The following is a 19705-nucleotide window of genomic DNA, read 5'->3' as shown; positions in this document are numbered from 1 at the left end:
GAGGCTTCAAAAGGGGAAACCGGTCGACAAAAGAGGAGGCGCCGGCATGAGAGCAACCATTTTTCTCGTCGTTGCGGCGTTGTTCGCGGCGTGCGCTACGGTTTCTCCCGAAAACGCGATGCAGGCGGATGTGGACCAGGCGGCGGCCATCATCGAACGCTTCGAGGCGATCCCGGAATCGGGAATTCCGCCCGCCGTCATGCGCGCGGCACGAGGACTGGCGATCCTCAACGTCACGAAGGCCGGATTCGTAGGCAGCGTTCGAGGGGGGAGCGGGATCGTGGTGCAGCGGACCGAAACCGGCTGGAGCGGCCCTTCGGCGATCGGCGCGGCAGGGATCGGAGCCGGCTTTCAGGCCGGCGTCGAGATCTCCGAGCTGGTCATCGTGCTCAACACTCCGGCCGCCGTGGAGGCGTTCGCGCGAGGCGGCAGTTTCACTCTCGGCGGGGCTCTGAGCGTGGCGGCCGGCCCCGTCGGGCGCACCGCGGAGGCCGCGGTGGGCTTGCAGGCGGCCGTTTACACCTACAGCCGCAGTCAGGGCCTTTTCGCCGGCGTCTCTCTCGAGGGAACGGTCCTGACCACGCGCGACGAGCTCAACGCGGCGTATTACGGCAAACCCGTGTCGGCGCGGGATATCCTTTCCGGCAAGGTGCAGCCGCCGGCTGGCGCGCGGAGGTTGCTCGCCGTATTGTCCAAATATTGACGGGGTCCGGGGCATGCAGACATCGTAGGGTGGTTGTGCGGGGCGGGGCCGCCTGCCGGCGGTTGGTTAGTCGAAGATTCGATGGGAACTGAAGCAATGGCGGCAGGATTTATCTCGATCGCGCGCGTTCTGTTCGGTGTAGTGCTCGCCTGCGCCGTGACTCCGGGAAATCTCCGCGCCGGGGTCCCCGGCGATCAGGTGCGCGCGACCGCCGACAGGGTTCTGCGGATCCTCAACGATCCGAAATTGGCCCGGCCCGCAGCGAGGGAGGAGCGCCGGCAAAAGCTGCGCGAGGCGATCTATCCCAGATTCGACTTTCCCGAGATGGCGCGGCGCTCGCTCGGCGCCGCCTGGCGGCGCATCACTCCGGCGGAGCGGCAGGAATTCGTCAAGCTCTTCACGCAGCTTCTCGAGGATTCTTACATCCGGAACATCGAGTCCTATCACGGCGAAAGGATCGTCTACGGCCGCGAGACCGAGGAACAGGGTTTCGCCGAGGTGGCCACCAAGATCGTCACCGACAAAGGCGAGGAGATCGCGGTGAATTACAGGCTCCACAAAACCGATGGAGACTGGAAAGTCTACGACGTTGTGATCGAGAACGTGAGCCTGGTGAACAATTACCGGGCGCAGTTCAGCCGCCTGCTGAACCAGATGACGTTCGCCGAGGTGCTCGACCGCATCCGGCGGCAGTTGTCGAAATCGTAGAGGGTCGATGACGGTGCTGCTCACGATCGCCAGCGTTCTGGCGGTCAGTCTCGTGTCGCTTGTCGGGGTGCTGACGCTGTCGATGGACGAAGCCCGCGTGCGCGCCCTGGCCACCTTTTTCGTCAGCTTCGCCGTCGGCGCGCTTCTGGGCGACGCGTTCATCCACCTGATCCCGGGGACTTTCGAAGCGTTTGCAGCCGCTGGAGCATCGCTGGCAGCCTCGCTTTTGATTCTCGCCGGCATGATGGCCTTTTTCGTCGTCGAGAAGCTTCTTCGCCACACGCACGGCGTGCTCCACGCGCACCACCATCCCGGCGAAACGGTTCGCCGGCCCGAGCTCGCGGCGATCAACGTTCTCGGCGACGCGATCCACAATTTCATCGACGGGCTGGTGATCGGCGCGAGCTATCTTGCCGGCCCGACGCTCGGGATATCGACCACGATCGCGGTCGTGCTCCACGAGATCCCGCAGGAGCTCGGCGATTTCGGAATCCTGGTTCACAGCGGCTTGAGCGTGCGCAGGGCGGTCCTGCTCAATCTGGCATCGGCGAGCGTGGCGATCGTCGGCGCGGGGGTGTCGCTGGGAGCAGGAACCGTGGCTCACGAGGCCGTCACCAGGACTTTGCTGCCCGTCACGGCCGGCGGCTTCGTGTACCTGGCCGCGGCGGATTTGATTCCGGAGCTGCAGCACGACCGCAGCGTTCGCGCGCTGGGCCTGCAGACCGGCCTGATCACGACGGGGATCGCGGTGATGGGTCTCCTGACGTTCGTCGAATGAAACGGCCGCGGCTTTGCTTCGCGCATGGACTCGATCGTCGCCGGATCCGTAGCCAGTCTCACCGCCGGCCTCGCCACCGGTCTGGGAGCCTTGCCGGCTCTGGTCATGGCCGGGAAGCCCGAGCGAGCTCTCGATGCGATGCTCGGTTTCGCCGCCGGGGTCATGGTCGCCGCCGCCAGTTTCGGGCTGCTCCTTCCCTCGTTGCGGCTGGGCAGCGTATGGGCCGCGGGCCCGGGCTTTCTCGCCGGCGCCGCCTTCCTGGACCTCGCCAGTTTGGCGTTCCAGCGCTTTCATCCGGCCCAGGGCGCCGATGGCACCTCATCCCGCCTTCGCAGGGTCTGGCTGCTCGTTCTAGCCATGGTCATCCACAACATTCCCGAGGGGCTCTCCGTGGGCATGAGCTTCGGACAAGAAAACCAGTCGGCGGGAACAGTCATGGCAATTGCAATCGGGCTGCACAATATGCCCGAGGGTTTGGCCGTCGCCCTGACCATCGTTCGCGAAGGGTACGGCAGGGGGCGCGCCGTCGGGAGCGCGCTCTTGAGCGGTCTGACGGAGCCTCTGGTCGGAATCCCGAGTCTCGTGCTCGTCAGTGGAGCTCAGGCGCTGCTCCTGTCTGGTTTGGCCTTTGCGGCCGGCGCCATGCTGTACGTTGTGTTCGGCGAAATGATTCCGGAGAGTCAAAGCCGCGGCTATCGACGCGAGGCGACCGTCGGCGCGGTTTTGGGGTTTCTGTGGATGGTCCTGCTGGACCGCCTGTTTGCCTAGGGTGCGTCGAATTCGCCGGCGGCAGGCGGATCTTCCAACGGCGAAAATTAGGGAGGAAACATGAAACAGGCGCCGAGGATGGCCGGGGTTTTCTTTTGCATGACGCTGCTCCTGTGCCGCTGGCCCGCGCTGGCTCAAGATCAGACGCCTCTCACGTTGGCCGAGGCCGTTCAGCTGGCTTTGACGAACAACCGCCGCTTGCAGGCTGTGGCGCGACAGTCGGAGGCTGCTGCCAGCGGCGTCGGTCAGGCGCGGGGGGCTTTCTTCCCTCGCCTGGACCTCGTCGAGGGATTTACTTACAGCGACAAGCCGACGCTGGTATTTTCCGGTCTCCTGGATCAAGCCAGCTTCAAGCAGAGGAACTTCGCGATCGGATCCCTCAACGAACCTCCCCCGCTGACCAACCTCAGCAGCCAGATTCGCCTGGAGCAGCCCCTTTACACGGGGGGAAGGCTGTCGGCAAATCTCCGGCAGGCCCAATTGAGCGCCGAAGCCTCGGAAGATATAAAACGGCGGGCGCAGCAGGATGTGGTCTTTCGCGCCACCGAGGCTTACTACCAGGCGCTCCTGGCCGATGGAAATCTTGAAGTCGTGGAGCGCGCGCTGGCGTCCGCGCGCGCCCATCGAAGACGAGCGGAAGATCTCTTCCAAAAGGGGCTCACCGTTCGCTCCGATTTCCTGCGCGCCGAGGTTCTGGTCGGCGGCCTGGAGAGAGAAAAGATGGAAGCCGAAAACCTTGTCGCGATCAGCCGCGCACGGCTAAGACACGTCCTGGGGATCGAGACGGAAAAGTTTCGCTTGACCGAGCGCGTGAACGAGGACCGTCTCCCGCTGGAGGACTTTCACCGCCTCGTTGCCGTGGCGAGATCCTCTCGCCCCGATCTGAAGGCCGCGGAAAAGGACGTGGAGAAGGCGACGGAAAGCATGCGCGCCGCCCGAGCGGATTACTATCCCGCTCTGGGATTCGTCACCCAATTCGAGGGCAACACCCGGAAATTCAGCACGAGCGGCGAGAGCTTCGCCGTGTTCATCACGGCCAGGTGGAACCTGTTTAATGGCTTCGCCACGCAAGAGAAGGAGAGAGAAGCCAGAGCCCTGACCGGACGCGCCCGGTTGCTCCGCGACGATCTGCTTCAGGCGATCGCCGTCGAGGTCGAAGAGGCCTATCTGGGGCTCCGCTCGTCGCGCCGGCAGGTCGCCGTGGCCAGCCAGAACGTGGACCAGGCCGCGGAGAGCCTCAGGATCGTCAAGGACCGCTACGAGGTCGGGTTGGCGAAAAGCGTCGACGTCGTGGACGGAGAAGCGGCGTTGAAAAGAGCGGAGCAGGACCTCCTCCAGGCTCGGATCAACAGCCAAATCTTTCGCGCGCGACTGAATCTTGCCACAGGGGCGCTGCCATGAATGCGAAGAAACCGCTGGCGATCGCGTTCTTTCTGGCGCTTACCGCCTGCTCTCGGGAAAGGCCGGTAGGCCGGGGCGGGGGCGAGGCCAACGCCCTTCGAGGCGTCGAGGTCGAGGTCGTTCAACCGACGCTCGGGGAGGATTTTTTCGAGGCCACCGGCACGGTCGTGTCGAGGAGAACCGCGACGCTTTCCAGCAAGATCGTCGGGACCGTGGTCGCGGTCGCCGTCAGGGAAGGCGACCGGGTACCCAGGGGAAAAACGGTCGTCGAGATCGACAATCGGGATCTTCGGGCCGAGCTTCAGGGTGCCGAGGCGGCGCTCGACGAGATCGAAAGGGCCGTGAAAGGCGCCGAATTGGGGCTGGTTGCGGCCCGCGGGCAACGAGAGCTGGCATACGCCACCTTCAAGCGGTACGAGTCGCTGATCGCGAGAGGATCGGTGGCTCCTCAGGAGTACGACGAGGTGAGGACCAGATACGCGATCGCGGATGCCGAGGCGGGACGCGCGGAGGAAAATCTGCAATCCCTGAGGGCCAGGAAGGAGCAGGCGAAGGCCAGGCTCGCTTATGCCAGGGCCGTGCTCAGCTACACGGCGATCGCCGCTCCCTTTGATGCTCTGGTCACGGCAAAAACCGCCGAGGCGGGCATGCTGGCGTCTCCCGGCAGCCCCCTTCTGACGCTCGAAGAAGCCGGTCACTATCGCCTCGAGCTTCAAGTCGGGGAGTCACGGATGGGGCATGTGGCTCTCGGGAAGACGGTTCCGGTTGTGCTCGATGCCGTCGAGCAGGAACTTTCCGGAAACGTGGCCGAGATCGTCCCCGCCGCGGACCCAAGGAGTCGCACTTTCACCGTGAAAGTCGCTCTTCCGTCCCATCCCGCGATCCGCTCCGGACTCTATGGAAAGGCGAGGTTTTCTCTGGGAAAGCGCACTGTCTTGAGCGTCCCTGCCGCGGCGCTTTTGCGGAGGGGACAGCTCGTCGGAATCTACGTCGCGAACCCTGAAGGGATCGTCCGTTTCCGGCTGGTCACGACGGGAGAGCGCTACGGGGACCGCGTGGAGATTCTCTCCGGGCTCAAGGCGGGCGAGCGAGTCGTCACGAAAGGCATCGAGCGCGTCGACGAAGGAAGCAAGCTTCCACGCCAGGCTCGCTCTGAGGAGGCGAAAATTGGGATTAGCCGGTAAAGTCGCCCGCGCCTTTATCGATTCGAAGCTTACGCCGCTCGTCATCTTGACGTCGGTCCTGCTCGGGGCGGGATCGATCCTGCTGCTTCCCCGCGAAGAGGAACCGCAGATCGTCGTGCCGATGATCGACGTCTTCGTGCAGATGCCCGGCGCCAGCGCGAAAGAAGTCGAGGAGCGCGTCACCAAACCCATGGAGGCGCTGCTCTGGGAAATTCCCGGCGTCGAGTACGTTTACTCCACCTCCACGGCCGGCGCCGCGCTGGCGATCGTCAGATTTTACGTGGGTGAGGATGAAGAACAGAGCATCGTTCGGCTCAACCAGAAGATGTTCGCGAACCTCGACCTGATCCCGCCCGGCGCCAGTCCGCCGCTGATCAAGCCGCGGTCGATCGACGACGTCCCGATGCTGGCGCTGACGCTGTGGAGCGATCGCTACGATCATTTCATGCTGCGGCGGATCGCGGCGGAACTCCGGGACCGTATCAAGCGGATTCAAGACGTGTCCGAAGTCAGAATCATCGGCGGCCAGCGGCGGCAAATCCGGGTGGTCCTGGACGCGGCCAAGATGGCTGCTTTCAACGTCGCTCCCGCGACCATCGTCCCGGTGCTGGAACAGGCGAATCGACAGTTGCAGGCCGGCAGTTTTTCGAGCGCGAACCGGGAGTTCGCGGTGGAGGCGGGCGGTTTTCTCCAGACCGCCGAGGACGTGGGGCGGGTGGTGATCGCGGTTTTTCAAAGCCGCCCGGTCTATCTGCGCGACGTCGCCCAGCTCGAAGACGGGCCGGAGGAGCCGGCCGATTATGTGTTTTTCGGCGAAGGTCCGGGCGGGGGATCCCGCCGGGTCGAAGGGGCGCCCGCGACCCTCTACCCTGCGGTCACGATTTCGGTCGCCAAGCGCAAGGGCACCAACGCCATTTCGGTCGCCGAGCGGGTCACCGCCGGGGTGCAGGAGCTTCAGGGCCGGCTGATCCCGAGCGACGTTCGCTGGACCATTACCCGCAACTACGGCGAGACGGCCAAAGAGAAATCCGATGAGCTGCTTTTTCATATGCTGCTCGCCATCCTGTCGGTGTCGGTGCTCATCTGGCTCGTTCTGGGCCTTCGAGAGTCGGGAATCGTCGCGATCGCGATTCCCGTGACTTTGGCGCTCACCCTGGTCGTTTTCCACCTTTACGGGTACACGCTCAATCGCGTAACCTTATTCGCCCTCATCTTTGCCATCGGCATTCTGGTCGACGACGGCATCGTCGTGGTCGAAAACATCGTCCGGCACTGCCGTTTGCCGGAGAACCAGGACAGGCCGTTGCTCGAGATTGCGGTCGAGGCGGTGGACGAGGTGGGCAACCCGACCATCCTGGCGACCTTCACGGTCATCGCCGCCATCCTGCCCATGGCTTTCGTGCGCGGCCTCATGGGGCCGTACATGCGGCCCATCCCGGTCGGGGCCTCCGCGGCGATGCTGTTCTCTCTCATCGTCGCCTTTGTGGTGACGCCCTGGGCCTCGCTCCGGCTCCTTCGACGGACGGGGGCGGCGGATCACGTGCGATCCGGAGAAAGCCTCACGACTCGGTGGTACCGCCGCGTCATGACCCCGCTGATCCATGTGCCAAAATGGCGGTTCGGATTTCTCGCTGCCGTGGTGGTGTTCCTGGCGGCGGCGTTCTCTCTCGTTGCCCTCAAGGTCGTCGTGGTGAAAATGCTGCCCTTCGATAACAAGAGCGAATTTCAAATCGTCATCGATATGCCCGAAGGATCGACGCTCGAAGAGACCGCGGCGATTGCGCGGGAGATCGGCGGCGCGATTCATGCTGTGCCCGAGGTCACCCACTATCAGGCCTATATCGGGAACGCCTCGCCTTACAATTTCAACGGCCTGGTGCGCCACTACTTCCTTCGGCGCGGGCCAAACGTCGCCGATATCCAGGTCAATCTTCTACCCAGGGGCGAGCGCCGGGCTCAGAGCCACGAAATCGCCAAAAGAGTTCGGCCCGGGATTGCCGCGATCGCGGCCAGGTACGATGCACGGGTCAAAGTCGCCGAGGTGCCTCCGGGTCCGCCGGTTCTGCAGACGCTGGTGGCGGAAGTTTACGGTCCGGATTACCGGCGGCAGATCGAGATCGCGCGCCGGATCCGGGACATTTTCGAGAAGACCGAAGGAGTCGTCGACGTCGACTGGTACGTCGAGGACGACCAGGTCAAATACCGCTTCCTCGTCGACAAGGAGAAGGCGGCGCTCAACGGCGTCTCCACGGAACAGATCGCCAGCACGTTGAGACTCGCGGTCGAAGGAGCGGGCGTGGGATTGCTGCATCAGCCCGAAGAAAAAGAGGACGTCGCCATCGTACTCCGCTTGCCCAGGGCCGGGCGTTCGAGCCTCGGGGACCTGCAGTCGGTTAAAGTCATCGGCCAGAACGGCAATCTCGTTGCTTTGGGCGAGCTGGTCCGCGTGGAAAGGCAGGTCGCCGACAAGACCATTTATCACAAGAACCTCATGCCCGTGGTGTACGTGACGGGCGACGTCGCCGGACGCGAGGAGAGCCCGGTTTATGCGATCCTGAAAATGAACGAAGCCCTCGATCGGCTGCAACTTCCGGACGGCCGCCGGCTGGAACGACATGTCGCCCGGCAGCCCTTCTCCGCGGAGCGCTTTTCCATGAAATGGAACGGGGAATGGCACATCACCTACGAGGTGTTTCGCGATCTCGGCATCGCGTTCGCCGCGGTTCTCGTCCTGATCTACATCCTGGTCGTGGGATGGTTCCGGTCGTTTAAAACGCCTCTGGTGATCATGGCGGCCATCCCGTTCTCCCTGGTGGGCATCCTGCCGGCGCATGCTCTGATGGGCGCGTTCTTCACGGCAACTTCCATGATCGGTTTCATTGCCGGCGCGGGAATCGTGGTCAGGAACTCGATCATTCTCGTCGATTTCGCCGAACTGCGCCGGGCGCAGGGGATGCCTCTGGCGGAAGCCGTGATCGACGCCGGCGCCGTGCGGTTTCGTCCGATGATGCTCACGGCCGCCGCCGTGATCGTCGGCGCTTCCGTGATTCTCTTCGACCCGATCTTCCAAGGGCTGGCGATTTCTTTGATGGCCGGAGAGGTGGCCTCGCTGCTCTTATCCCGCGTCACGGTGCCGATCCTCTACTATCTCAGCGAGCGGAGCTCCTGAGCTCGTCGGGAGGCAAGCCCGGGATCCTGGACGCAGGAACCATGTCTGGGGCCGGAAAGCGCACCGGCGGCTTTTCATCTCCCCGTGACGTAGGCGCGAAGATCGGCGGCGTTGCGGACGGCGTAGCCCTCGGCGTCGTTGTTGAAGTAGGCGAAGACGTCCCTTCCTTCCTCGAGCCGGTCGCGGATCCAGCCCGCCTCGGCTCTCAGACGCCGCGGCGAGTAGCTCCCGCTGTAGCGGTCGCCGTGGAAGCGCAGGTAGGTCCAGGAGGCGGTCAGGCGACGCGGGTGATCGGCGATCAGGTCGTGGATGCAGAGCGCCGCGGCGTGCTCCTCGAGCGCCGCGAATACATCCTCGCATAGCCAGCGCGGGTCCCTGAGCTCCACCGCCCAGCGCAGCTGTTTCGGGGCGGCCTTCAAGAAGGCCGCGAGCCGGCCGGGATCGGCTTTCCAGTTCGGCGGGAGCTGTACGAGGATCGGTCCGAGGAACTCCCCCAGGCGCGTGGCGCGCGCAAGGAACCTCCCGATCGTGGCGCGCGGCCGCTTGAGCCGGACGATGTGCGACCCGTAGCGGCTGAACTTCAGCGCGTAGCAAAAGCCGGGCGGGGCCTGTCGCCGCCAGGCCTCGAACGTGGCCGCCTCCGGAAGACGGTAGAACGTGTTGTTGATCTCGACGGTGTCGAACTCGCGGGCGTAGTGGGAGAACCACCGCGCCGGCGGAAGATCCTCGGGGTAGAAGATTCCCCTCCAGTGGGCGTAGTGCCAGCCGGATGTCCCGACCCGAAACGTTGCGCGCCGCCGTTTCACGCCCCGTCTCCGTCAGCGGGCCCCCGGTTTGGAGCCCGGCCGCGCCCCTCCGGCCGCGCCCGTGGCCGGCGCTCCCGGCAAGGCTCCGGATTGCAGCGCCTCCAGCCGCTGCCGGTCGACGGCGAACTGAGGCTCGAAGGCGCTGAAGAGGTCGAGGAACTGCTCGAGCTTGCGCGCGAGCAGGAAGCGCTCGCACACGGTCTGCCGCGCCCGCCGGCCCATTTCCCGCCGCAGCTTCTCGTCGCGGACGAGCTGCACGATGCGCGCGGCGCATTCCTGGACCGAGGAAACGAGAAAACCGTTGACGCCGTCCTCGATCTGGTGCCTGAGCCCGCCGCAGCGCCCGGCGATCACGGGGGTTCCCTTCCACATCGCCTCCGCCGCGGTCAGCCCGAAGCCTTCGCGCAGCGATTTTTGCACGATGACGTGGGCGCGCCGCTGCAACGCGTTGACCAGGGCGCTGTCCTCGACGGTGAGAATCCAGACGTCGTCGGCAGCGTTCTTGAGCAGGGACTCGAACACCTCCTGGCCTTCGGGATCGTCCAGGGCCACGTTGCCGATGAGAACGAGCGTGGCGTCGATTTCTCGGCGCGCGATGCGGAAGGCCTCGATCACGCCCTCCGGGTCCTTCCAGCGGTCGAAACGCGAGACCTGACAGACGATCGGGAGCTCGGTGGGGATCCGGTAGTGGCGCAGCCGATCCCGGATCTCGTCCTCGCTCATCTCGGCGTTTTTCGCCGAGAAGGGATCGATCGCCGGCATGATGAAGAGTTGCGGGACGGCGAGCTCGCGGCGGTATTCCGGGAGCGAGAGCACCACGGCGTCGTACTGATCGACGAAGCCGCGCAAGTAGTCCCAGATCTCGGGATTCGGGTTCGAGAGATCGACGTGGCAGCGCCATACCCAGGGACAGGTGTGCCGCGTGTGCTGGACCAGCGGCAACGGCTGGGGATCGTGGATCACGACGAAGTCGCCGCCGATGTCCATGCGCATCGCGTTCTGCAGAATGACCGTCTCGTAGATCTCCTTTTTCAGGTCGGTCAGGTTGATGGCGGCGCCCTGGAGCGCGTTGTGGATCTTCTTGGTGACGCTGAAGAAGTCCGGAGTACCCTGGATCAGTCGCCATTCGGCGCGGATCCCGAGGCTCCGCGCGAGCAGAGTTTCCGAGGAGAGGATTTCGGCGACACCGCCGCCGTAAAACGTGGAGCTCACGTGCACCACGTGCATGCCGCGAAGCCGCTGCGCCTTGCGCATGGTGCGCTCCACGGCCTCCTCGCCGATCAGCGGCGCGTAATCCTCGATATTGACGAGCCACGAGCGTTTCTTCATCGCCGCCTCCCTGCGGTCGGGGCGCGTTCTAGCGCGTCGCGTAGAGGAGCGAGAGGTTCACCAGATAGACGGCCAGGATCGCCAGCGAGTCCCAGCCGAAGAAAATCGGCTTCCTGCCGCTGCGGTAAACGAGCCCGATGACGGCGATGGAAAGCGCGATCATCGCCGAGAGCGCGCTGACGACGTGGTCCGGCGAGACGACAGCGAGCAGCGGGGCGCGGGGGTACAGGAGATCGTCCACCGCCAGAATGAAGACGTTGAACACGGTGCTGCCGAAAAGGTTGCCCACGGCCATGTCGGCGGCGCCGATGGCGAGCGCGGAGACCGACACCACCAGCTCGGGAAGCGTCGTCGAAATTGCGATGAAAACGGTGCCCACGAAGGTCTGGCCCAGGCCGGTTGCCTCGGCGATCTGCTCCCCGAGCCGGGGGAGGTAGAGCGCCGCGCCGACGATCACCAGCGCGTTCAGGGCGAAGAGGGCGTAGGCTCTCCGCTTCGAAACGTGGCGGTACCGCGCTTCTTCCGCCATCTCCCTGACGAATTCGGCGATGCGCCTGCGCTCGTAAACGAACACCATCCGCATCGCCACAAGATAAACGGCGATGAACAGCGGGGTGCCGACGCCCACCCATCCGATCGAAGGGAGCCTCGGGCCGAGAATCGTCCCGAGGCTCACCACGCCCAGCATCAGGATGCCGAACCCCGCCGTGAGCACGTGCCCCTGGTGGATGCGCGCGGAAATCGGCTCCGAGCCGTTCAGGAAGTCGAGCACGGGGATCATCGCCAGGTTCAGGAGACACGCGCCCAGGACGTTGGCGGCCGCGATGTCGGGCAGGTCGAAAAGCGCAACCGAGCTCACCCCCGTCACCAGCTCGGGCAGCGAGGTGATCGAGGCGACGAGCACGACGCCGATCCAGGTCCTGCCGAGGCCGCTCTTCTCGGCGATGACGTCCCCGTAGCGCGAGACGTAAACGCCCGAGACCAGAATCAGCCCGGCGCAAAGAAGGAATTGCAGCCATAGAACCATCGCGTCTCCGTCATTCCCGAACGACTCAGTCCAGCTCGCCGAACCAGCCGCGCCGGGCGAGCCGCTTCGTCAGCTCCAGGACCGGCGTGATCGTCGAGGCCACCCCGATCGCCACCAGCCAGTCCGATTCTCTCATGTCGAACGTGCCGAGCAACAGCTGGAGCACGGGAAGGTAGACGATCAACGCCAGCAAGGCAAGCTCGGCCAGCACCGCCGCGTTCAGCCAGCGGTTGGCGAACGGCCGCGCGAACGCAGAAAGGCGATCGGAGCGGAAGTTGTAGGCCTTGAAGAACTCGATCGCGACCAGCGAAACGAAGATCATCGCCATCGCCTCCGAGGCCGGCCGACCGGACGAGATCAGCCAGCGGAAGAGCAACAGGTTGGCCATCGCCGACCACAACCCCCCGGCGCTCATCAGGACGAGCACCGGCCGGGTGAAGATTCCGGCGCGAGGATTTCTCGGAGGGCGGCTCATGAGGTCCGCTTCCGGCGGATCCACTGCCAGCGCCAGCGCGGGCAAGCCGTCGGTGGCGAGGTTCACGTAGAGAATCTGGGCGGCCGTCAGGGGCAGCGGCAGGTCGAGAACGACGGCGCCGAGCATCAGGCCGATCTCGCCGATGTTCGAGGAGAGCAGGTACATGAGGTACTTCTTGATGTTGTTGAAGATACGGCGTCCCTCGTCCACGGCCGCGACGATCGACGCAAAATTGTCATCGAGCAGCGTCATCGCGGCGGCTTCCCGGCTGACGTCCGTTCCGGTGATCCCCATGGCGATGCCGATGTCGGCCTTCTTCAAGGCCGGGGCGTCGTTGACGCCGTCGCCGGTCATCGCGACGACATGACCTTTTCGTTGGAGGGCCGTTACGATGCGAAGCTTGTGCGCGGGCGAGACCCGAGCGTAAACGGAAACCGTCTCCACGCTGCTTTCGAATTCCGCCTCGCCGAGGGCGTCCAGCTCGGCTCCGGTGAGCACCCTGCCGTCCTTCAGCAGATTGATCTCGCGCGCCACGGCCTCCGCGGTCACGGGGTGATCGCCGGTGATCATGACCGGTTTGACGCCCGCCCGCTCGCATCTCTCGATCGCCTGGGCGACCTCGGGGCGCGGCGGATCGATCATTCCCACCAGGCCGAGAAAAACCATATCCCGCTCGGCATCCTGCGGGGTTGCGGCCGGCTTGAAGGCTACCCCCAGCACACGCAGTGCATCTCCGGCCATCGCGCGCGCGGCCCGCAGGATGCCGTCCCGGACCGCCGGGTCCAGCGGCGCGTGACCGGATGCGGTCGCCACACACGTGCACGAGCCGAGGATCACCTCGGGCGCGCCCTTCGCACAGGCGAAGATGCCCTCGGGCGCTGCGTGCAGCGTGGTCATCCGCTTGGACTCGGAGGTGAACGGGATTTCATGGATCCGGGGATACCGCGCTTCGAGATCGGCTTTCCACAGGCCGGCCTTGGCGGCCGCCACGACCAGCGCGCCTTCCGTGGGATCGCCTCTGATTTGCCATCCGAGAGGGCCGGAGTCGTTGTCGCTTTGTATCAGGGCCGCGTCGGATGCCAGCGCAGCGGCGCGGAGCAGGGCGTCCAGCGGGGGAGAAATCGGGGCCGGAGCGCCGCCGCACGAGAATGCGCCTTTGGGCTCGTAGCCGGACCCCGAAACCTCGAGCAGCTTGCCGTCGACGAAAATCCGCCGGACCGTCATTTCGTCGCGTGTGAGCGTTCCGGTCTTGTCGGAGCAGATCACCGACACGCTGCCGAGCGTTTCCACCGCCGGCAGGCGCCGGATGAGCGCGTTGCGCCTGACCATCCGCTGGACGCCGATGGCGAGCGATATGGTGACCACCGCCGGGAGCGCTTCGGGGACGACCGCGACGGCGAGGGCAATGCCGAAGATCAGCATCTCGATCAGCGGCTGCCCGCGCAGCACCGCAAGCCCGACGACGATCAGCACCAGCGCGATGGCCGCCTGCGCGAGGGCGCGCCCGACCCGATCGAGGTTCCGCTGCAGAGGGGTTTTCGCGGGTTCTATGGTCTGAAGGAGGCGCGCGATCCGGCCGAACTCGGTCTCCATGGCCGTCGCCACCACCACGGCTTTGCCGCGCCCGTAGGTGACCGCCGTCCCGGCGAAAATCATGTTCGTCTGGTCGCCCGCGGACAGGGCGTCGCTGCGAAGCGCGTCGCTTTGCTTTTCTACGGGAGCGGATTCCCCGGTGAGCGCGGCCTCTTCGACCCTGAGGTTTACCGCCTCGATCAACCGAGCGTCGCCGGGAACCTTGTCGCCCATCCGGACCAGGACGATGTCCCCCGGGACGAGATCTCGCGCCGGAATCTCCAGCACCTGTCCGTCCCGCACCACGGTTGCCTTCGGCGCCGCCATGCGTCGCAGCGTCTCGACCGCCTTCTCCGCCCGAAATTCCTGGAAGAAGCCGAGAAGGACGGCAAGCACGACGATGGCGCCGATCGCGGCGGCTTCCAGGTCGTGGCCGAGCGCGGCCGAAAGCGCGATGGCCGAGATCAGGATCACGACCAGGACGTTCTTGAACTGTCGCGCGAGGATCGTCCAGGGCGAAGGCTTGCGGCTCTCCTGGAGCTCGTTCGGCCCGTAGCGCGCAAGCCGCCGCAGCGCCTCGGCGGCGGTGAGGCCGCGCTCCGCATCCGTGCCCAGCTCCTCGACCACCTCGGCGGCTTCCCGCCGGTACCAAGAGAGACCGGCCTGCTCGCGCCCCGACACCTGAGAAGCGCCCTCCGGAGGAAAACGAAGCATCCGATCGCTCCGGTTATCCAATTGCGGCGCGCTCATGTCGATGCAGGACGCAGCGGTTCAAGGGGCGGCCGCATCGAGCGACCGTCGCCGATCGGGACCGAGCCTGGCGGACGCCGGAGCGCGAGAGAGCCCCTTCTTTCACGGATCGGTTGCGCGGGCCCTGTCTACGGCCAGAGGCGCTGCAGCGGCTTGGGAAGCATGTGCCGCACATCTTCCACCTCGCCGGCGCTGACGTGACGGCGCAGCAGCCTGAAGACGGCGCGAACGATCTCGCGGGCGTTGACCGTGACGTCGTCCTTGAAAGCTTCCTTGACGTGCTCCAGGAAGTCTTCCTCGCGCCGCTCCTTGACCGGCTTTTTCCTGGGGGTCCATCCCTCGTAGTAAAAGCCGCGGACGAGCATCGGGAGCTGAGCGCCCAGTTGCACGGCTTCGTCCACCGGCAGGCGGTCGCGCAGCGCATGCAACACGGTGCGAAGCGCGAGATAAGCCTTTTGCGGCTTGCCTTCCCATCCGAGCGCGAGCATCAGCTCGTTCAACCAGGTTTGCGTTTTTGCCATCGTGGCGTCGAAGACGTCCAACCGCCGCCGGCGCGACCGCTTGGGAACCGCCTGCGTGCGTCCCACGGGTCCGGTTTTCATTTCTTCCCCTCCTTTGCCGGAAATCGCCGACTTCGTCCGGTTCGAATCGCAATTTCGGTGCCTTGCCCCCGCGCACAAAGCCGGTGAAAGAAGACGGGCGAGGCCGGAGCGGAAGCGTCGCCTTTTCAGTTTTGAAAAAAGACGCGGGTCGCCTTTGCACGATTGGCAAGAGGCGCTCTCCGAGGGTTCACCAAGGCGGCAGATTTCCGACGGATTTCCCTGGCTCGCTTCTTGCGCTACCGCCTGAGCCGGAGGTCGGCGAGATTCGATGGCGTGGCAGATCCTCGAGAAACCCCCGTCGAGCTGGAAGGTCGAGCCCAACCTGACGAGCTACGAGCGTGCTCGCGCCGAGTTTTCGTGGGAACGGATGCGGCGGGAGCTGGCGGGGCTCCCCGAAGGACGCGGGCTCAACATCGCCTACGAATGCGTCGATCGGCATGCCCGGAGCGAAAAACGCGAACGGCTGGCGCTGCGCTGCCTCGGCAAGCAGGACGGCGCGCGGGATTTCACCTATGGCGAGCTGAGCCGCTTGAGCAACCGATTTGCGAACGTCCTCAGGCACCTGGGCGTGGGAAAGGGCGAGCGCGTCTTCACGTTGACCGGCCGGATCCCCGAGCTTTACATCGCCGCGCTGGGAACGTTGAAGAACGGCAGCGTTTTTTGCCCCCTCTTTTCGGCGTTCGGGCCCGAGCCGATCCAGCAGCGACTGTCCATCGGCGACGGGCGCGTGCTGGTCACCACCGAGACGCTTTACGTCCGGCGCAGGATAAGCGATCTGCGGGCCGCTTTGCCGGGATTGAAGCACGTGCTGGTGATCGCGGAAGGAGAACGACCTGCGCCCGCCGGCACCGCGCATTTTCAGAAGCTCATGCACGGCGCCGCCGACGATTTCGAAATTCCGGCGACCGCGCCCGAGGACATGGCGCTGATTCACTTCACCTCGGGGACTACCGGCCGGCCGAAGGGAGCCGTTCACGTGCACGAGGCCGTCCTCGCGCATTACGTGACGGGCAAGTACGCGCTCGATTTTCATCCCGACGACGTCTTCTGGTGCACGGCCGACCCGGGCTGGATCACCGGGACCTCCTACGGGATCATCTCGCCCCTCACGCACGGCATCCGCAGCGTCGTCGACGAAGGGGAGTTCGACGCGGAACGGTGGTATCGCATCATCGCGGAGCAAAAAGTGACCGTCTGGTACACGGCGCCGACCGCGGTTCGCATGATGATGAAAGCGGGCGCCGGGGTCGCGCGCAAGTACGATCTGAGCAGCCTGCGATTCATCGCCAGCGTCGGAGAGCCGCTGAATCCCGAAGCGGTGATGTGGGGCTGCGAGGCTTTCGGCCTGCCGATCCACGACAACTGGTGGCAGACGGAGACCGGGGGGATCATGATCGCCAACTTTCCCGCCATGCCGATCCGCCCGGGCTCGATGGGGAAGCCGCTGCCGGGGATCGAAGCGGGGATCGTCCACGCGCACAAGGACGGCACCGTCGAGGAAGTCACCGAGCCCGGCGTCCAGGGCGAGCTGGCGCTCAGGCCGGGCTGGCCCTCGATGTTCCGCGGCTACCTGCACGAGGAGGAACGTTACCGGAAGTGCTTCGCCGGCGGCTGGTACCTGACGGGCGATCTCGCCCGCCGGGACGCCGACGGCTACTACTGGTTCGTGGGGCGCGCCGATGACGTGATCAAGTCGGCCGGGCATCTCATCGGGCCTTTCGAGGTGGAAAGCGCGCTGATGGAACACCCGGCGGTGGCCGAGGCGGGCGTGATCGGAAAGCCCGATCCCGTCATCGGAGAGGTCGTCAAAGCGTTCGTTTCGCTGAAAGCCGGGCACGAGCCGAGCGAGGCGTTGCGCAAGGAGCTGCTGGGCTTCGCGCGCGCCCGACTGGGGCCGGCCGTCGCCCCGAGGGAAATCGATTTTCGAGACAGCGTGCCGAAGACGCGGAGCGGGAAGATCATGCGCCGCCTGCTCAGGGCGAGGGAGCTGGGCCTGCCCGAAGGGGATTTGTCGACTCTGGAGAACGACTGAAGGCGCGCCCGGGGAGCCCCGGGACGACACGGGTCGAAAGATCGGGAACGCGGGTCGCATGAGGCACGAGACCGGGCGAACGCAAAAGAACAAACGGCAGCGGCTGGCCGTCGACCGCGAGCACGCGCTGCATCTGCTGCGCGAGATGCTCCGCATCCGCCGCTTCGAGGAAAAGTGCGCGGAGCTTTACGCGGCCACGAAGATCCGGGGCTTCCTCCACCTTTACATCGGCGAGGAGGCCGTCGCGGTGGGAGCGATGCAGGCGCTCGAGCCCGACGACGCGATCGTCTCCACCTACCGCGAGCACGGTCACGCGCTGGCGCGCGGCGTCCCGGCCGCTTCGCTGATGGCCGAGATGTACGGCAAGGTCGAGGGCTGCAGCCGCGGCCGCGGCGGCTCGATGCACATCTTCGACGCGGCGACGCGTTTTTACGGGGGAAACGCGATCGTCGGCGGCGGCCTTCCCCTGGCCGTGGGTCTGGCTCTCGCCGACAAGCTGGCGGGCCGCTCGCGCGTGACGGCCTGCTTTTTCGGCGAAGGCGCGGTCGCCGAAGGCGAGTTCCACGAGTCGATGAATCTTGCGGCGTTGTGGGATCTGCCGGTCCTCTTCTGCTGCGAGAACAATCTCTACGCGATGGGCACCGCCCTGGCGCGGTCGGAATCGGAGACCGATCTCTGCCTCAAGGCGGCGTCCTTCGAGGTGCCGGCATGGCCGGTCGACGGGATGGACGTGCTCGCCGTGGAAAAGGCGTCCCGTCGCGCGGCCATGGCGGTGCGATGCGGGGGCGGGCCGCACTTTCTCGAGTACCGGACCTACCGCTTCCGCGCCCACTCCATGTACGACCCGGAGCTCTATCGCGACAAACAGGAAGTCGAGGAGTGGAAGAAGCGCGATCCGGTGACCACCTTCCGGGCGCGGATCGAAGCGCAAGGACTCATGACGGCGGAGGACTGGGACCGGATCGAGAAGGAGATCGCCGAGGAGATCGCCCGGGCGATCGAATTCGCGGAGGCCGGCACATGGGAACCCGTCGAGGATCTCACCCGGTTCGTCTATTCCGAGCGCCCGGGCTGAGCCTGGCGGGAGGTTCGCCGTTCAGAGGCCCGGTTCCCCTTGACGAGGCGAGGAGAAATGAGCGCGGAGAAGATCAGGCTGACCTACCGCGAAGCGGTGCGGGCCGCCATTCGCGAGGCGCTGATCCGCGACGAGCGGGTCTTCCTGATGGGCGAGGACGTCGGCCGCTACGGCGGATGCTTCGCCGTCAGCAGGGGCCTGCTCGACGAGTTCGGCCCGGAGCGCATCCGGGACACCCCGCTTTCCGAGTCGGCGTTCGTCGGCGCCGGAATCGGCGCGGCGATGGGCGGGGCGCGGCCGATCGTCGAGATCATGACCGTGAATTTCAGCCTGCTGGCTCTCGACCAGATCGTCAACAACGCGGCGACGATCCTGCACATGTCGGGCGGGCAGTTCAACATTCCGCTGGTGATCCGCATGACGACGGGCGCGGGGCGGCAGCTCGCGGCGCAGCACTCCCACAGCCTGGAGGGCTGGTACGCCCACATTCCCGGCATCAAGGTCCTCACCCCGGCCACCCTCGAAGACGCCCGGGGAATGCTTTGGACCGCGCTCGAGGACCCGGACCCCGTGCTGATCTTCGAGCACGGCTCGCTCTACAACATGGAGGGGGAGATCGCGGCCGACGCCGGGGCGGTGGACATCTCCCGGGCGGCGATCCGGCGCGCGGGGAAAGACGTGACGCTCATCACCTACGGCGGCACGCTGTTCAAGACCCTGGAGGCGGCCGAGGAGCTCGCGCGCGACGGCATCGAAGCGGAAGTGATCGATCTCAGGACGCTGCGCCCCCTCGACGACGAGAGCTTCGTCGCTTCGGCGGCGCGCACGCATCGCGTGGTCATCGTCGACGAGGGGTGGCGCAGCGGCAGCATCTCGGCGGAGATCACGGCGCGGATCGTCGAGAAGGCCTTTTACGATCTCGATGCGCCGGTGGCGCGGGTGTGCAGCGCCGAGGTGCCGATGCCTTACCCGAAGCACCTCGAGGACGCGGCGATCCCGCAGGTGCCGGGGATCGTCGCGGCCGCGCGCCGGGTGGTGAGAGGCCATGAGTGAATTTCGCATGCCGTCGCTCGGCGCCGACATGCGGTTCGGCACGCTCGTCGAATGGCGCGTGAAGCCGGGCGACACGGTCAAGCGCGGCGACATCGTCGCTCTGGTCGAGACCGACAAAGGGGTCATCGAGGTCGAGATCTTCGAAAGCGGCGTCGTCGAGTCCCTGGTCGTTCAGCCGGGCCAGAAGGTTCCCGTGGGAGCGACCCTGGCGATCGTGCGGGGCGAGGGCGCGGAGGCGAAGCAGGCGCCGCCGCAGGCGACAGCCGCTCCCGC

At 65.7% G+C, this 19705-nt stretch carries 16 protein-coding genes; 11 read left to right on the top strand and 5 right to left on the bottom strand.

Features of this window, described 5'->3' with window-relative positions:
* Positions 1-46: 46 nt before the first annotated feature.
* The 7 genes from VNN77_15495 (at position 47) to VNN77_15465 (ending at position 8711) form a co-directional block, all read left to right on the top strand.
* Complete coding sequence (locus VNN77_15495; protein ID HXG52801.1) at positions 47-703, top strand: YSC84-related protein; 657 nt, start codon at positions 47-49, stop codon at positions 701-703.
* Between the two features lie 81 nt (positions 704-784).
* Positions 785-1411, top strand: coding sequence for an ABC transporter substrate-binding protein (locus VNN77_15490; GenBank protein ID HXG52800.1), 627 nt, complete (start codon positions 785-787; stop codon positions 1409-1411).
* A gap of 7 nt (positions 1412-1418) precedes the next feature.
* Complete coding sequence (locus tag VNN77_15485) at positions 1419-2189, top strand: ZIP family metal transporter (GenBank protein HXG52799.1); 771 nt, start codon at positions 1419-1421, stop codon at positions 2187-2189.
* A gap of 24 nt (positions 2190-2213) precedes the next feature.
* Positions 2214-2957 (top strand): ZIP family metal transporter, encoded by a 744-nt coding sequence (locus tag VNN77_15480; protein HXG52798.1) that lies wholly within the window; start codon positions 2214-2216, stop codon positions 2955-2957.
* A gap of 60 nt (positions 2958-3017) precedes the next feature.
* Entirely contained in the window at positions 3018-4358 is a 1341-nt protein-coding gene (locus VNN77_15475; GenBank protein ID HXG52797.1) for a TolC family protein, read from the top strand.
* Positions 4355-5542: an efflux RND transporter periplasmic adaptor subunit gene (locus VNN77_15470; protein ID HXG52796.1), complete on the top strand. Its 1188-nt coding sequence runs from the start codon at positions 4355-4357 to the stop codon at positions 5540-5542. The genes VNN77_15475 and VNN77_15470 overlap by 4 nt, the downstream gene beginning before the upstream one ends.
* Positions 5526-8711, top strand: coding sequence for an efflux RND transporter permease subunit (locus VNN77_15465; protein ID HXG52795.1), 3186 nt, complete (start codon positions 5526-5528; stop codon positions 8709-8711). Before VNN77_15470 ends, VNN77_15465 begins: the two co-directional genes overlap by 17 nt.
* Before the next feature lie 74 nt (positions 8712-8785).
* Here VNN77_15465 and VNN77_15460 read toward each other — a convergent pair whose 3' ends face one another.
* The 5 genes from VNN77_15460 to VNN77_15440 all read right to left on the bottom strand — a co-directional run bounded on the left by VNN77_15460 (position 8786) and on the right by VNN77_15440 (position 15272).
* Entirely contained in the window at positions 8786-9517 is a 732-nt protein-coding gene (locus VNN77_15460) for a DUF72 domain-containing protein (GenBank protein HXG52794.1), read from the bottom strand.
* Between the two features lie 12 nt (positions 9518-9529).
* Complete coding sequence (locus tag VNN77_15455) at positions 9530-10846, bottom strand: glycosyltransferase (GenBank protein ID HXG52793.1); 1317 nt, start codon at positions 10844-10846, stop codon at positions 9530-9532.
* Between the two features lie 28 nt (positions 10847-10874).
* Complete coding sequence (locus tag VNN77_15450) at positions 10875-11873, bottom strand: sodium:calcium antiporter (protein HXG52792.1); 999 nt, start codon at positions 11871-11873, stop codon at positions 10875-10877.
* Between the two features lie 25 nt (positions 11874-11898).
* Positions 11899-14634: a cation-translocating P-type ATPase gene (locus VNN77_15445; protein HXG52791.1), complete on the bottom strand. Its 2736-nt coding sequence runs from the start codon at positions 14632-14634 to the stop codon at positions 11899-11901.
* Positions 14635-14798: 164 nt separating this feature from the next.
* The gene (locus tag VNN77_15440; protein HXG52790.1) at positions 14799-15272 is read right to left on the bottom strand and encodes a DUF2267 domain-containing protein; all 474 of its coding nucleotides are present in this window, start codon (positions 15270-15272) and stop codon (positions 14799-14801) included.
* Positions 15273-15540: 268 nt separating this feature from the next.
* Here VNN77_15440 and acsA point away from each other — a divergent pair, with 268 nt between their 5' ends.
* The 4 genes from acsA to VNN77_15420 form a co-directional block, all read left to right on the top strand.
* On the top strand, positions 15541-17304 hold the full coding sequence (acsA, locus tag VNN77_15435; protein HXG52789.1) for an acetate--CoA ligase: 1764 nt from the start codon (positions 15541-15543) through the stop codon (positions 17302-17304).
* Positions 17305-17362: 58 nt separating this feature from the next.
* Entirely contained in the window at positions 17363-18379 is a 1017-nt protein-coding gene (gene pdhA, locus VNN77_15430; GenBank protein ID HXG52788.1) for a pyruvate dehydrogenase (acetyl-transferring) E1 component subunit alpha, read from the top strand.
* A 57-nt stretch (positions 18380-18436) separates the two neighbouring features.
* Entirely contained in the window at positions 18437-19432 is a 996-nt protein-coding gene (locus tag VNN77_15425) for an alpha-ketoacid dehydrogenase subunit beta (GenBank protein HXG52787.1), read from the top strand.
* Positions 19425-19705 (top strand): biotin/lipoyl-containing protein (locus tag VNN77_15420; protein HXG52786.1); only part of this gene is annotated, 281 nt, incomplete at its 3' end. The genes VNN77_15425 and VNN77_15420, both read left to right, overlap by 8 nt.

The organism is Candidatus Zixiibacteriota bacterium (assembly GCA_035574315.1).
Classification (GTDB): domain Bacteria; phylum Desulfobacterota; class Binatia; order UBA9968; family UBA9968; genus DATLYW01.
This window is presented reverse-complemented; position numbering and strand designations above follow the sequence as displayed.